Annotated in this window: 15 protein-coding genes; all 15 read left to right on the top strand. The window is 33.2% G+C overall.

Annotated elements, in window-relative coordinates; all coding sequences use genetic code 11:
- The first annotated feature begins 3 nt into the window (after window positions 1-3).
- The 15 genes from HM990_RS12710 to HM990_RS12640 all read left to right on the top strand — a co-directional run bounded on the left by HM990_RS12710 (window position 4) and on the right by HM990_RS12640 (window position 14,374).
- The gene (locus HM990_RS12710) at window positions 4-1,239 is read left to right on the top strand and encodes a peptidoglycan-binding domain-containing protein (protein ID WP_178989304.1); all 1,236 of its coding nucleotides are present in this window, start codon (window positions 4-6) and stop codon (window positions 1,237-1,239) included.
- Between the two features lie 45 nt (window positions 1,240-1,284).
- Window positions 1,285-1,635 (top strand): hypothetical protein, encoded by a 351-nt coding sequence (locus HM990_RS12705; RefSeq protein WP_178989303.1) that lies wholly within the window; start codon window positions 1,285-1,287, stop codon window positions 1,633-1,635.
- A 4-nt stretch (window positions 1,636-1,639) separates the two neighbouring features.
- Window positions 1,640-3,244 carry an FAD-binding protein gene (locus tag HM990_RS12700; protein WP_178989302.1) on the top strand — a complete coding sequence of 535 codons (1,605 nt, stop codon included), beginning with the start codon at window positions 1,640-1,642 and terminating at the stop codon, window positions 3,242-3,244.
- 12 nt (window positions 3,245-3,256) lie between these two features.
- Entirely contained in the window at window positions 3,257-3,901 is a 645-nt protein-coding gene (locus tag HM990_RS12695; RefSeq protein WP_178989301.1) for a hypothetical protein, read from the top strand.
- Between the two features lie 44 nt (window positions 3,902-3,945).
- Window positions 3,946-4,962: a hypothetical protein gene (locus HM990_RS12690; protein WP_178989300.1), complete on the top strand. Its 1,017-nt coding sequence runs from the start codon at window positions 3,946-3,948 to the stop codon at window positions 4,960-4,962.
- A 28-nt stretch (window positions 4,963-4,990) separates the two neighbouring features.
- Window positions 4,991-5,401 (top strand): hypothetical protein, encoded by a 411-nt coding sequence (locus HM990_RS12685; RefSeq protein WP_229719264.1) that lies wholly within the window; start codon window positions 4,991-4,993, stop codon window positions 5,399-5,401.
- 530 nt (window positions 5,402-5,931) lie between these two features.
- Window positions 5,932-6,561 (top strand): MCP four helix bundle domain-containing protein, encoded by a 630-nt coding sequence (locus HM990_RS12680; RefSeq protein ID WP_178989298.1) that lies wholly within the window; start codon window positions 5,932-5,934, stop codon window positions 6,559-6,561.
- A 24-nt stretch (window positions 6,562-6,585) separates the two neighbouring features.
- Entirely contained in the window at window positions 6,586-7,929 is a 1,344-nt protein-coding gene (nhaA, locus tag HM990_RS12675; RefSeq protein ID WP_178989297.1) for a Na+/H+ antiporter NhaA, read from the top strand.
- Complete coding sequence (locus HM990_RS12670; RefSeq protein WP_178989296.1) at window positions 7,922-9,013, top strand: sensor histidine kinase; 1,092 nt, start codon at window positions 7,922-7,924, stop codon at window positions 9,011-9,013. Before nhaA ends, HM990_RS12670 begins: the two co-directional genes overlap by 8 nt.
- Before the next feature lie 8 nt (window positions 9,014-9,021).
- Window positions 9,022-10,350 (top strand): sigma-54-dependent transcriptional regulator, encoded by a 1,329-nt coding sequence (locus tag HM990_RS12665; protein WP_178989295.1) that lies wholly within the window; start codon window positions 9,022-9,024, stop codon window positions 10,348-10,350.
- A gap of 194 nt (window positions 10,351-10,544) precedes the next feature.
- On the top strand, window positions 10,545-10,901 hold the full coding sequence (locus HM990_RS12660) for a hypothetical protein (RefSeq protein WP_178989294.1): 357 nt from the start codon (window positions 10,545-10,547) through the stop codon (window positions 10,899-10,901).
- A gap of 885 nt (window positions 10,902-11,786) precedes the next feature.
- Window positions 11,787-13,091 (top strand): Glu/Leu/Phe/Val family dehydrogenase, encoded by a 1,305-nt coding sequence (locus tag HM990_RS12655; RefSeq protein ID WP_178989293.1) that lies wholly within the window; start codon window positions 11,787-11,789, stop codon window positions 13,089-13,091.
- A 21-nt stretch (window positions 13,092-13,112) separates the two neighbouring features.
- Window positions 13,113-13,532, top strand: coding sequence for a GreA/GreB family elongation factor (locus HM990_RS12650; RefSeq protein WP_178989292.1), 420 nt, complete (start codon window positions 13,113-13,115; stop codon window positions 13,530-13,532).
- A gap of 11 nt (window positions 13,533-13,543) precedes the next feature.
- On the top strand, window positions 13,544-13,963 hold the full coding sequence (locus HM990_RS12645) for a hypothetical protein (protein ID WP_178989291.1): 420 nt from the start codon (window positions 13,544-13,546) through the stop codon (window positions 13,961-13,963).
- Window positions 13,964-13,984: 21 nt separating this feature from the next.
- On the top strand, window positions 13,985-14,374 hold the full coding sequence (locus HM990_RS12640) for a hypothetical protein (protein ID WP_178989290.1): 390 nt from the start codon (window positions 13,985-13,987) through the stop codon (window positions 14,372-14,374).
- The last annotated feature ends 10 nt before the right edge of the window (window positions 14,375-14,384 follow it).

Genomic DNA, 14,384 nt, shown 5'->3' with positions numbered 1-14,384 from the left:
AACATGGCTGCATTATATTTAGGAAGTTGCGATAAGAATAAAAGACCAAAGAACAGAAAGGATTTTTTGAAACCTTACCATATTGATGGTCTACTTATTAATAAAGTAACGTTTCGGGATGATGACCGAACGAAATGGCGCACTTTTAGAGAAGGTACAGATAATAGCGTTTTAAAATTACAGCAGTTTCTATTTAAGGCAGGGTTTATGCCACGCGCTGCTTTTGATGGTGTTTTTGGTTACGTGACCCAAGCTGCTGTACGATTATTTCAAGAATATGTCCGCACTATGGAAAGTGAAGATAACATGGTGCCAGATGGTATTGTGGGAAGTGGTACCATGAGCCACATTGAACGTTGGCAGAAAGAAAATAAAGTGTCGGAATGGGGAAGTTCAACAAGTAAAAAACCTTCGGAAGCTTATGCCAATTGGATGCAATTATTACATAATGCCAAAGAGCATTACACCAATAATCCTGGTCCAATTTTAAAACATCTGAATAGTTTATCGAAAACCTATTCCACAAAAAAACCTTCAGAATGGAAATTTGATACTAATGATATTCATCTTGTTGGCATCAGGAGAAAACAGACAGAAAGTGCTATACGACGAGAAAATGATGACTTATTCGTATTACTCATCAATGGAATGGCATTCACATTTTGGGGCTCAACAGATGCCAGCGTAAATATGGCAGGACGAAAAGATGAAGCGTTTTTAATTGAAGGGCAACATCGTTATCGCTTTGGATGGCACAAAATATCCGTGGAAAAGAAAATATACAGGGCATTAAAACCAGCCAACTGGAATGGCGTGATGATCATAAGGGATTGGGACAATGATAACGCTTATACAGCTAAGGATGTCATGTTCACAGACCGTTCAGGCAGCGTTAAAGGACTTCGGGTAAATCCGTCTATAAATATTCATTGGACAGGCATCGGAAATTCTAATTTTTCAGCGGGTTGTCAGGTTATTGCTGGCAAAAGTTATTTAAACCATAAAAATAAATTGCAGGACTGTTCCAAATTTGCATCCACAAGTTATAGTGGATTAACGAGCTCAAATAAAAAAACGAAAGGGGCTTATAATGTATTTACGGATTTGGTATTGTGCTATGCGCCACAAAATGTAACGAATTTATATTACACTTTGGGAAGAGAGGAATCTTTGGGTTTATCCGAAAGTTTCGGCGCACAATATGCAACTGAAACCTTAGAAAAATTAAAATCGGTTTAGAGATTTTTTTTAGAGCATAATGACCAACCAAAAAAATAAGTAATTATGAATAACATCACCAAAAAATTAGTACTTCTTTCCGTCTGTCTTCTTCTGGCGTCTTGTTATTCCGTGAGGCTTAGAAGCATCAATGGAGCAATGCAGCCAGACCCATTAATGGTACGGGATGATTATTATAGAGGTATGGAAGTAGTGGAGCTAGACACAGTTATTAAAATTGATGCCACCTCAAAAGACTTTACTTATTTAATAAAAGAGACAGAGAAATGCAAATCGGGGAAACTACACACCATAGAGTTTAAAAACACTTTTGGTGGATCGCTTTTAAGTGTCGTAACCTTTGGTAAAAAACGCAAGCTGAAAGTAAAATATGTTTGTATGAAACCAACAAATTAAAGCTATGGCAACAACAAAAACACATACATTAAACAAATGGGATACCTTACATAACAATGGACCATTTCCGTTGAAAAAACTTTACGTGACTGAGTTGGAAGGTGATGGTAATATGCCAGATAAAATAGACCGTTATAATGATGCTGCTCAGGAAATTCAAAGACTTATCAATGAAACAAATGATACTGACCATGGTTTTAGAGCGTATGGTTCAGCATGGTCCATGAACCATATTGCGAGTCAAAAAGACAGGATGCACTACAATGGATTTATGAATATTCATATACCAATCGTTCAAGAAAACCTTCATGCTAATACTAGTTTTGAAGCATCAAATCTATTTTTATTTGAATGCGGCACCATTATTAAACGTGTGTCCGAAGTCCTTTCCGCTCACGGCAAATCCTTAAAAACGACAGGAGCAAGCAACGGACAAACTATTGCAGGCTGTATTTCAACGGGAGTTCATGGTTCTGCATTACAGGTTGGATCAGTGCAAGATTATGTAGTCGGTCTCAATTTAATTATTGGACCGAATGATAATGATATTGTTTATTTGGAACGTCATACAGAGCCAGCATTGAATGACGAATTTGCCAATAAAATAAGCAACAGAATCATAAGGAATGATAAACTTTTCAATGCCGCTTTAGTTGGGCTAGGTTCATTCGGGTTTATACATGGAATTGTGTTAGAGTCCGAACCTCGATTTTTGCTTAAACGTTACGTCAAAAAAATAGATAAGACTACTGCGCTTCAATTATCTGATACAATGGATTTTAAAAATTCAACGTTCAAAATTCCTGAAGAAACAGATGATCAAGGTTTCGGTATTACGCCTTACCACTTTAAAGTATTTATTAATCAATATAGTGATGAATCGGACTATGTTGTAGAATTGATGTACAAAAAACCTTATGTAGCAGATTATAAAGATCCTTTTCCAATAATCAAACAATCTCTATATCGGGATTTAATTCATTTGTTTACTAAAATGGCAGAAAAATTTCCAAAAAGTATTCCGTGGTTGGTCAAACGATTAGAAAAGACAATTTTACCAAAAGTTGATGAAGAATTGATTGGTACACTGCCTCAAATTTTTTGGGATGCACCTTATCAAGGTCCAGCCTTTGCCTGCTCAGTTGGGGTAGATCATAAAAATGCTTCAAAAGCTTTAAAACTGATGGCAGACTTAACAAAAAACGAAGGACCAATTCCTGGAATATTCGCTATGCGTTTTGTAAAACAATCTAAGGCTACTTTGGCGTTCACCAAGTTTCCTATCACCTGTATGCTAGAAATTGACGGTGTACATTGGAATAAGACCAGAAAAATTATGAGCTTAACAGAATTTTCAAGACGAATGATTGAGGTCTTAAAACAAAACAATATTCCGTTTACAATACATTGGGGAAAAAATAGTGATTGGACGTTTCCGGATTTAGTAAACCACATGTTTGATGCCTCAAAAATTAACGAATGGATAGCTTGTAGAAGCGCTTTGTTAAGTGGTGATATGGCTGAATTGTTTTCAAATCAGTTTTTAAAAGATATCGGTTTAGCTGATAGGGAATTGCATATAAACGAAGAATTAATAGCCTCATTATAAGAATTAAAAATTATGGAAAGCAAACCAATTTTTCCGTACAAAACCTTAATTTGGGCAGTATTTGCTATTCTGGCAATTCTATTGTTCAAAACCGAACTAAAAGTTTTTTTGGGCAATACCCAAGAATTGAGCCTTTTTGGTATTGAAATAAAAGCGAGCAAAGAAAAAGCACATAAACTGCAAGATTCCATTCAGAATTTTGAAACTACCATTGCAGCTTTATCCAACCAATTAACCAGTCAACAATATAAAATAAACGAGCTGGATCAGCTTAAGGTACAACTGGAAAAAGATTTGGCCGAATGTCCAAATGCCCAAGAAACCTCCATGCAATTCAATGCACAAGTCACTAAAATCCTTAATACCAATGAAGACTTGCGAATCAAATCGGACAAATTAGTAAATGCCAACATATTAAATAGGACCAATATTTATACTGTGAAATTGGTAGTGCCCTCAAATATGGTAAACGCTAAAATCTATGTCGATGGAAAACAGGCCATTATTACTGACAAATCTGGAATCTTTATAACGGTAAAAGTCCTTAAAAAAAATAGCAGTCATCGTTTTGTCATAAAAAATGGAACTAAGGAATGTGCCATTGATAAATTAATAACAAAAAATAATATGGAATTACCGATTGTATGTGATTCTTAAATCTGAAAAGAATGAAGTTTTGAATATTAAAACGTAAGGGGACCATGAAAAATAATTTTAGAAATTTTATCAAAAACTTAATTCTTATAGGGCTTACTATTGTACAGTTTATGGCAAATGTACATGCACAGAACTCTAAAACAAATGTCTACGTTTGGGATTTTAAAACCAACGATGATACGATTGAAAAATTTGCTGAAAAATTTACGGAAGACTTCGAAACAGAACTCATTAAATTAGAAAAATACACGGTCTTGCAACGTCGGAACCACAGTCAGGTTTTAATGCATAGAGATATGGAAAATAGGATATCTAATGTTGAGAATTTGTCTACTGATACTGTTGATAAATTAAAAACGATTAAAGCTGAAATGGTCGTGTTTGGGGAATTAATGGAAGATGAAGAAAGTGGTATTTACGAGGTCATTGTTTTTTTTCAAAATCTAGATAACGGCGAAATTCCGAAAAAAGAAAGTATCATCATTGAGAAGGCTTTGATAAAGAGCAATTCGCATCGAAAAAAATACATGAAAAGTTTAATAATGAAACTTCATGCCAAAGAAATATTGGAAGCTAAAAACGAACAGCTAGGTTTTATTTCAAAAAAAATGGACACTTATATGGTTCGGGTAAAAGATGTTCAAACAGCTTTTGAAGATATTATTAATCTGGCACTAAAAAATGAAGATTACTTTAAAGAATTAGAAAATACAATCAATGCCTACAATAAAATTTTTATGGATTTGAATGCTAATCAAGAAAAACACCTTTTAGATTTTGAATCTGTTTTTGGTAAGGCCTACGGTAGAGATTTGGAAACGGCATATAATGGCATTCTTAATGATATCCATAAAAAGCACATTCTAAAACTTAATAATATAAGAAAAAAAATCTTGGATTTCAGGGGTGGTCAAAACAGTAAAAACGAACGCGAACGATTAGGAAAAGAGATAATAAGAGACTCTGAAAATTCAACTTTGGGATTAACTGTAGCCATTGATAAAGTGGAAGATGAGCTCGACCAACTTTTTATTAAGATCAAAACGGAAATGAGAGAATGATAACAATAATTTATTAAAAACTATAGCCATGAAAACGTTTAACATAATGAAAAAGTCGATTGCAATTGCTATTATAATTATAAGCGTTGGTTGCGGATCCGACAGTTCTGAAGACACCGTATTTATTCCAGCATTTAATGCTACTTGGCCAGTGTTGGGAGAAGATGATTATGCCATTGACCTGCAACCTGATAATGATAATAGAGGCGTGGAATCCGGTGTTTTTGAAGGTGCTGAGTTTAACCGACCGAATGATCCTAATACAGAAAATTTTCTTTCGGGTAGTTTTAATGGTCTCAGTATAGAGTTTACCATAGAACGGCAAGATGGAAATATAACCTACTCTGGTACAATGACACCAGTGAGCAATGAAGATCATACCATTATCCAAATAGCATTGAGTTCATCAGAAGGCGAATTGATTTTAGGGTTTGAATAGTTTTATATGCTGAATAAAAATTATAAGACTTTTTGAGCTTAAAAGCTTTTTTATGGAATCGGAGCGTTTAATTGCGTTATGCTTTAGTAACTTCAAAGTTACAATTACAGGTTTTAATACAGTCTTTTGTTTTTTAACGTATTTTCAGATCCAGTTTTTAATTAACGCTCAAAATCATTGGTTTTTTTACTAGCTGCCAAACTGAATAAGCTTGGAAAACAGAATGAGTATTCTACTTTTTATATAACGAACGTCATTAACTGTAGATTGAGAAAATAGCATCTACGAGGAAAGAATAAGCGATTTATATTTCGAGCTCTGATACAACCAAAACAACCCATTTATATTGGGTAAAAAACACCCAATCGAGCATAAATTACCCAGTATTAAAATTTATAATTTTATTAAATGCCTAATATTCAGATACTTAATAAAGTAGAATTAACTTGAGGTTTTTAGGCATAATCATTGACTTCTCAAATAGCGAATTTTAAACCTAATATCTTTTAGATGTCTTAAGCATTACTACTATGTCCAAAAAAAAGACCATATCAAGTCAATTAAACATTGTTTTAGTTTTACTCGCTGTTTTTTTATTAATATATGGAACAAACCGTATAGATAAGCGCCATTTTGAAACTGCTCAAAATGCCATCAACTCTGTATACAAAGATCGTGTATTGGCACAAGATTATATCTATAAAATGAATAATCTCATTCATAAAAAACAAAGCCAGCTCATAGAAGATTCTCGAGCCATAAACTTGAGTACAAATAAAGACATTGAAACGCTAATAGCATTATTTTCTGAAACAGAACTTACGCGCAATGAATTGAATACCTTCAATAGTTTTAGAACAGGTTTCGAAAAGTTGAAGTCTAAAGAAGCTAGGTTTAATAAGAAGATAAAAGCGCAACTTAATAATGAACATACAGATAAGGTTAATGATAAAAATCCATTTGAGGAAGATTTGGCTGCATTACAAAAGGATTTAGATAACCTGGCGCTCATTCAAGTTTCAGAAAGTAAAAGCGTTATGACCATTGCGCAAAAGTCATTAAATTCTAACCAATTATTATCCACTATGGAAATTTACGCACTCTTGGTAGTTGGGATAATTATATTGGCTGTAACTTTCTACAGAATTGAAAAGCATTAATCTTTAAAATTTAAATACTTATACATGACTAAAAGATTTCTAACACCATTCCAAAAGTTTGTACAAATTGAAGGATTTAGTGGTATTTTACTATTATTAAGCACAATTGTAGCCTTAGTTTGGGCTAATTCAGTTTTCGGAGATAGTTATACTGCCCTTTGGGATTATAAAATTGGTATAACATCTGAAGGGTTTGAGCTTAAAAAACCGGTAATACTTTGGATAAATGATGGTCTCATGGCTATTTTCTTTTTCCTAATAGGATTAGAAATTAAGAGAGAAGTGCTAATTGGCGAATTAAACTCAGCAAAGAAATTGGCATTTCCTTTATTTGGAGCTTTGGGAGGCGTAATAGTTCCAGTAGTCTTGTTTATGCTCTTAAATCAAAATCCGGAAACGTTTAAAGGCTGGGGAATACCAATGGCAACAGATATCGCTTTTTCGTTAGCAGTATTAAATGCTTTAGGAAAAAGAGTGCCAATAAGTTTAAAAATATTCTTAATTGCCTTCGCCATTGTAGATGATATTGAAGCTGTTTTGGTCATCGCTATTTTTTACAGTGGAACTATTAAAATGACATTATTACTTATAGGACTTGGTCTATTGGCTATATTATATGTATTATCTTTTAAAGGTTACTATTCTAAATTTATAACATTTTTCACAGGGATTATCATTTGGTTATTGTTTTTAAAATCTGGAGTACATCCTACTGTAGCAGGTATTTTGTTAGCTTTTTCTATTCCAATAAGACAAAAAATTGAAACGTCGACCTTTATCTCACAATTAGAAACTATATATCATAACATAAAAAATGCAAGTGTTTTAAAGAAGCCTATTTTATCTAAAGAGCAAATAGAACACATGGATGATTTGGAGAGTTGGAGCAACAAATTTCAGTCGCCATTACAACATTTAGAACATAACTTTCACGGTTGGGTAGCCTATTTTATTATACCATTATTTGCTTTGGCCAATGCAGGAGTTATCATAGACAGTTCAGTTGGGATAGAAATACCTTTAATAATAAATATTATAATTTGCCTGGTTTTAGGTAAAGGTTTAGGGATTCCAGCAATAATATTTTTGGCTAAAAAGCTGAATTTAGTTGAAATTCCATCAGATATTAATAAAAGGCAAATTTTTGGTGTTTCTTTCATTGCAGGTATTGGCTTTACAATGGCAATATTTATTGCTAGTTTAGCATTTGCATCCTCACCAGAATATATAAGTTCTGCCAAAATAGGCATTCTTCTTGGGTCCTTGATTTCTGCCGTAATTGGATATTTGATATTGAGGTTTAGCTCAAGCGAAATTAAAAATATCAATGATTCTGAAGTTGATAAAGAAATAATAAATAATGACTAGTACTGAGCAAGCATTAAAAGAAAGAATTAAAGAATTAACGTGTTTATATGAGGTGTCATCCATTATTGGCAGTGCAAATGTAGAATTGGTCGATGACACCCTAAAAGCCATCGTTTTTAGTTTGAAAAAAGCATTCCAATATCCTGATAAAACAGTTGTGATTATTCATTGTGAAGATATTTCAATTTTTACAAATGAATTTATTGAAGATGATTTAACTATTCATTCGGATATTAAAATTTTTAATCACGTCAAAGGTCAAATAATAGTTCATTTAAAGACAACAAATTCAAAAGAGATTAATTTTTTAAAAGAAGAACAATTGCTACTGGATAATGTAGCCTTAAAAGTTGGGAATTTTTTAGAGCGTATTGAAATCCAAAAGAATGAAACCTCGTTAAAACGGCAAATGGAGCACTCTGATCGTCTAAATATTTTAGGCGAAATTACAGCAGGTATCGCTCACGAACTCAATACACCATTAGCAAATATTTTGGGTTTTGCAGAATTACTCAAAAATGATTTGGAAACTGAGAAGAAGGCTGTTAAGGATTTAGATAAAATTATAGATAATGCTATTTTTTCTCGAGAGATTGTTAAAAAACTCATGTTTTTTGCTTGCGAAATGCCTCAGGAAATGAAACACATTAATCTTGTTCCTCATTTAAAAAATGCAGTTAAATTATTAGATGCTACCTTCAAAAAAGAACACGTAAAACGTCGTATTAAAATTGAAGAGGAAGAACTCTGGTTGAAAGCAGATCCAATTCAATTCACACAGATTATTTTTAATTTATTGATAAATGCGATTTATTTTTCGCCTAAAGAAGGACTGATTGTTATAGAGGCTTACAAAACGAAAAAAGATGTGGTTATTAAAATATCAGATGAAGGTAAAGGGTTCACATCAGATGAATTACAAAAGGTATTTCAACCTTTTTTCACTACAAAACCAATAGGCGATGGTTCAGGCTTAGGACTAAGTGTTGTTCATGGAATAGTGGCATCACATAAAGGCACAATAACTGCAGAAAATAATACTAATAAAGGTGCTATCTTTACAATAACACTTCCTAAAGACTAATTAAAACGATGCAATTACGCAAAGAGAACATACTTATTGTTGATGATGATGTTAATATTCTGGAGCTTCTACAGCGACATTTACAATCATGGAATTATCACGTTTTTAAAGCGATTTCGGTTAAAGAAGCAGTAGTCATTTTACGAGACACTCAGATAGATTTACTGATTACAGATTTAAAAATACCAGAGGTTGATGGTTTTGAGCTTATAAAATTTGTATCAGAGCACTATCCAAAATTACCCAAACTGGTTGTTACTGGCTATCCGTCGGTTCAAGGTTCATTAGCAGCAATTAAATCTGGAGTGGTCGGTTATTTAACTAAACCTTTTACAAAAGATGAGTTAAAATCTGCATTGGATAAGTCTTTGGTTTCTTCTGAAGATAAAAACGTTAAGTCTAAAACACATTCCGAAGAAAAAACTAAAGCTTATGGAGAAATCATTGGGAAATCGGAAAAAATAAATGACATTATACAAGTAATAGAGCGAGTAAAGGATAACAAGGCAACTGTTTTTATTAAAGGGGAAAGTGGTACAGGAAAGGAGTTGGTTGCTCGTGCCATTCACTATCAAGGCAAGTTTTCTAGGGCACCATTCATTGCAGTTAATTGTGGTGGTATTCCAGAAAATTTATTGGAAGCAGAACTATTTGGATATACAAAAGGAGCATTTACTGGTGCTGAAACCAATAGAGAAGGATTTTTTCAGGCAGCAAATGGAGGTACTATTTTTTTAGATGAAATAGGAAATGCTTCATTAGCCGTGCAATCGCGATTATTGCGCGTGCTTCAAGAAAAAGAAGTGGTTCGTGTAGGCTCAACAAAACCAGAAAAAGTAGATGTACGTATTATAGCAGCTACAAATAGTGATTTGCGAGATATGATACAAAAACAAACTTTTAGAGAGGATTTATATTATAGATTGACTGTTGTAGAAATCAACGTAGCTCCATTGAGAGAAAGAAAAGAGGATATTGCTTTATTGGTCGATAAATTTCTGTTTAAATACGGTATTGAATACAAAGACCGATTTTTAAAAATAACACCTGAGGCTTTAGATATTTTAAACCGTTATAATTGGCCGGGTAATATCAGAGAATTAGAAAACATCATTCAACGTGCTGTAATTATGTGCGACAAGGTTGTGGATGTAGCACATCTACCAGATCATTTAAAACATACCATAGCTTTTTCTGCGGAAGCATTGGTGCCACTCAAAGTTGTAGAAAAGCAATACATAGAAAAAGTATTGCGAGCGACAGGAAATAACAAAACCAAGGCTGCAGAAATTTTAGGAATTACTCGTAAAACGCTTCGTCAAAAATTGGACAATTAAACTGGGTAAATATTACGCACTTGATACTTTTTTACCCAGTGTTTTACTTAGCTTCAAATTCTATTGAATAATTAAATACCTGACATTTAGGTATTTATAAATTAAACTATGTAGCCCAGTTCTTGTGGCACATGACTTGCTTCTTGATTAGTAATTATTAGAATCATGGAATGTTTAATATAAAATTTCTTAAAATGAAAAAACTTATAGTAGTATGTATTTTTGCTTTTGTAACCTTGGGTGTAAGCGCCCAAGAGAAAAAAATTGATGTAAAAAAAGGGGATGTTTTTGAAATTGCCAGCCCTTCAGGACAAGAATTTAAACATATCAATTTTCCTAAAAAGAACTTTATCATAAAACGTGGTGGCATCGCTAATGATAAATTGGTCTATGGAGAGGAGGTTGTAGTTACAAGCGTAACTCTTACCAAAGATGGTAGTGCAGAGATCCGCATAAAACCTAAAAATGGAGGTAAGTTTTACAATGCCTTAAGAAGTGTAAAGGTCGATTTTGACGATGCCATAAGAACAGGAGAGCTTAAGGTATTATAATTAAAATTAATTGATATCATTAGAAAAGATTCCCTTGTAGATATTATAAGGGAATTTTCTATTTTAATATTCTTGGAACACTGAATTCTTACCTTTAACGATAAGATAGAATTTACCCGTATGGGTAAATAAGTGCCAGTTTTTAATTCACTGCATTCTTTGTAAAAAACCTCAAGATCCAATATTCATAAGGGTTTTGAGGTTTTTTATATAAATAGTATAATGTCTTTGGCATAAGCATTGCCTTTTGGTAGGTGTATAACTTTGATACATTTTACTATGAACCACATTAATATTTGTCCGAGTTGCATACATCTCAATAATTGCGTCCTAACAATGCAAAAAGACAAGGTCTGGTCCTGCAGCGAGTATGATCCTTTTATTGCGGAAGTGTGCGCGCTAGAGACTGTGCATAAACCACAGAAAAATTTAAATAAAAAGCTAGAATTAGTTTAACAACAAAAAAAATAACATCATGATTTTTAATGCATTTATTTCAGCAATTACGTGTAAAAATTTAAGACCTAAAAAGTCCGATAGAGCATCACGAAACAAATACATCACTCAGAAATACAATGAGCGATCTATTGTCAATAGATATTTTAATTAAAAACCTATTAGCAAGGACTTTAGCGTAGAACGAAAAATAGTCACTTTGGGTACAATTAAAGCTAACAGTATAATAGTTGGGCAATAAATAGTAATTCAATTGTGCTCATGGTGACTTTAAATAGCAAATAAACGAATTTATAAAACTAAGGACAACGCCAAGCAAAGTAAGATTTGAAACCATTAGAACAAGTCCTTATAGATTTTTTGACAGAAAATGACAGAAACGATTTAATAGAACCCTTATTTCAAAAATTAAAAAATTAAAAATAGACAATGGCAACATTAACAGCAGATTTGAAAAAAACACCTAAAAAATTACCTGTAAGAGGTATGATGGATAACGTTATGGAGCAGTTTAACAGTGCTGCAGACCAAATTAATCTCCATCCAAACATCAGAAGAATTCTGAGCATTACCAACAATGAGATCATTGTAAATTTTCCTGTAAAAATGGATAATGGCGATGTTGAGATATTCACTGGTTATAGAGTTCAACACAACAACGCATTAGGTCCATATAAAGGCGGTTTGCGTTATCACCCAACAGTAGATATTGATGCAGCTCGCGCACTTGCAATGTGGATGACTTGGAAAACTTCCTTGGCAGGTTTGCCTTATGGAGGCGGTAAGGGAGGTATAAAACTAGATCCAACAAAATATTCTAAAAACGAGTTAGAGCGAATTACCAGACGTTTCACATTTGCATTGGCTGACAATATTGGACCAGAGCATGATATTCCTGCGCCAGATGTCAACACCAATAGTCAAACTATGGCATGGATAGCAGATACCTATATGAGTACGCGTCCACCAGCAGAACGTACGGCAAATCAGCACGTTGTTACAGGGAAGCCAGATGGAAGTGGCGGATTGGAAGGACGTGATAGAGCAACAGGTTACGGTGTGTATTTGTCCATTAAATTTTGGGCAGAAAAAAACAATAAAAATCTAGAGGGAAAAAAATTCATTGTACAAGGTTTTGGTAATGTTGGGTATTGGGCAGCGCATTTCTTAGAGAAAGATGGTGCTAAATTAGTTGCTGTACAGGATGCTTACGGTAGTATTCAAAACCAAAGAGGCATTAAGGTTGAAGATTTATTCAAGTACTCTCAAATTAATGATGGTAGTATAGTCGATTTTCCAAATGCAAAACCTGTGGATAAAAACAAATTTTTCACTTTAGATTGTGACATCTGTATTCCTGCAGCTTTAGGCAACCAGATTACTAAAGAAAACGCACCTTGTATAAAAGCTAGGCTTATTGCCGAAGGAGCTAATGGGCCAACAAATGTTGAAGGAGAGAAAATATTGTTAGATAGAGGCATCACTATCATTCCAGATATCCTTTGCAATTCAGGAGGCGTCGTTGGTAGTTATTTTGAATGGCTTCAAAACAGAAACGGAGAAATTTGGCAGTTAGATGAAGTTATGGGGAAACTAGACAAAAAGATGAAAGAATCTTTTGATAAGGTATTTGACTATTCTAAAAATGAAGGTATAGATATGCGAACCGCAGCATTTTGTATAGCTATAGAACGCATTGAAAAAGCATATATACAAAGAGGGATTTTTCCATAAAAAAATCAAAAACTCATAGACATGAAGTACGGAAGTTTAATATTAGAAAAAAAGGAGTATGTCTATTTAAAACGCATACTTAATATTTCGGGATATGCTGAAAACCATGAAATTCAGAAGTGTTTACTGGCATTATTCGAAGAGCTAAAATCGGCACATATTGTTGACGAAGAAGATATTCCCAAAGATGTCATACGCTTTAACTCAATAGTAAAGGTTGCTTTTAATAATGGCATAGAAAAAACGGTACAATTGGTCATCCCAATGGATAAAGATGTTAAAAACAACAAGATTTCTGTACTAACACCAATGGGATCGGCTTTGATCGGTTACTCAGAGGGAGATTCCATTATATGGGATTTCCCTAATGGGATACAGCAAATTACCATTGCAAAGGTTCAGCAACAAGAAACCTATAGTGGTATGGATATTATAATATAAAATTTAAAACTATGGAAACTCTAAATATAGACATATTTGATCACGACACCAGTATTGATGTAACGCACAAAATTAATACGATGGAATTGGATAATTGGATCAATCATTTAAAATACATTAAAAAGGAGCTCAATAATCTTATAGGTATCTGTAATAAGGGTTTAAAAAATAATCTGGAAGATCATGATATCGTAGAGCGATTTGATAAGAAGCAAACTGAAAATGAAACTTTGCTTAAAGCACTTTTAAAATATGCAAACTCTAGAATGGATATTGCAGAATGTGAAGACACCCAATGTGATATGATTTACATAGCAGAGCATGAAAGTTACCGAAGAAGCTATCTCTATCATTTAGATAAATACCGAAGGTTAAAAGATGCTTTTTTCAATAAAGTACACGGTAAATTTTCACTTTCAAAAAATGATTAAACGTAGCTAAAACAAAAATAATTGAGTACAATTTTTGAATATAAAATAGATGTCCATAGACGCTTGTGTATTAAAAAAGATTTAAGCGAACTAAAACTATGGACAACTATGCTAGAAGATTTTAATACGGAGTTAGATTATTTTGGCATTATTGAAAAACAGCTTGTAAAGATGATTTCGGTTTCGCAAACCATTCAAGCTATACGTAGAAAAATTGTGCTTACTATGGCTAATTTATACAAGTACGAGCAAGAACTTAAAACGGAATATGAATACGGAAAAGTTGAATATGATGCTAATAGGTTAAAAGTACACGAGCATAAACGTCATATTTATTTAAAATTGGTTGAAGAGCACCAAAGATTTAAAATTGAATTTTACACGATACTAAAAAAGTATCAAATTAAGTAGCCTTTCGATG

The sequence above is a fragment of the Winogradskyella schleiferi genome (assembly GCF_013394655.1).
In the GTDB taxonomy this organism is placed as follows: domain Bacteria; phylum Bacteroidota; class Bacteroidia; order Flavobacteriales; family Flavobacteriaceae; genus Winogradskyella; species Winogradskyella schleiferi.
The sequence above is the reverse complement of the archived record's forward strand: the minus strand, read 5'-3'. Positions and strand labels throughout refer to the sequence as shown.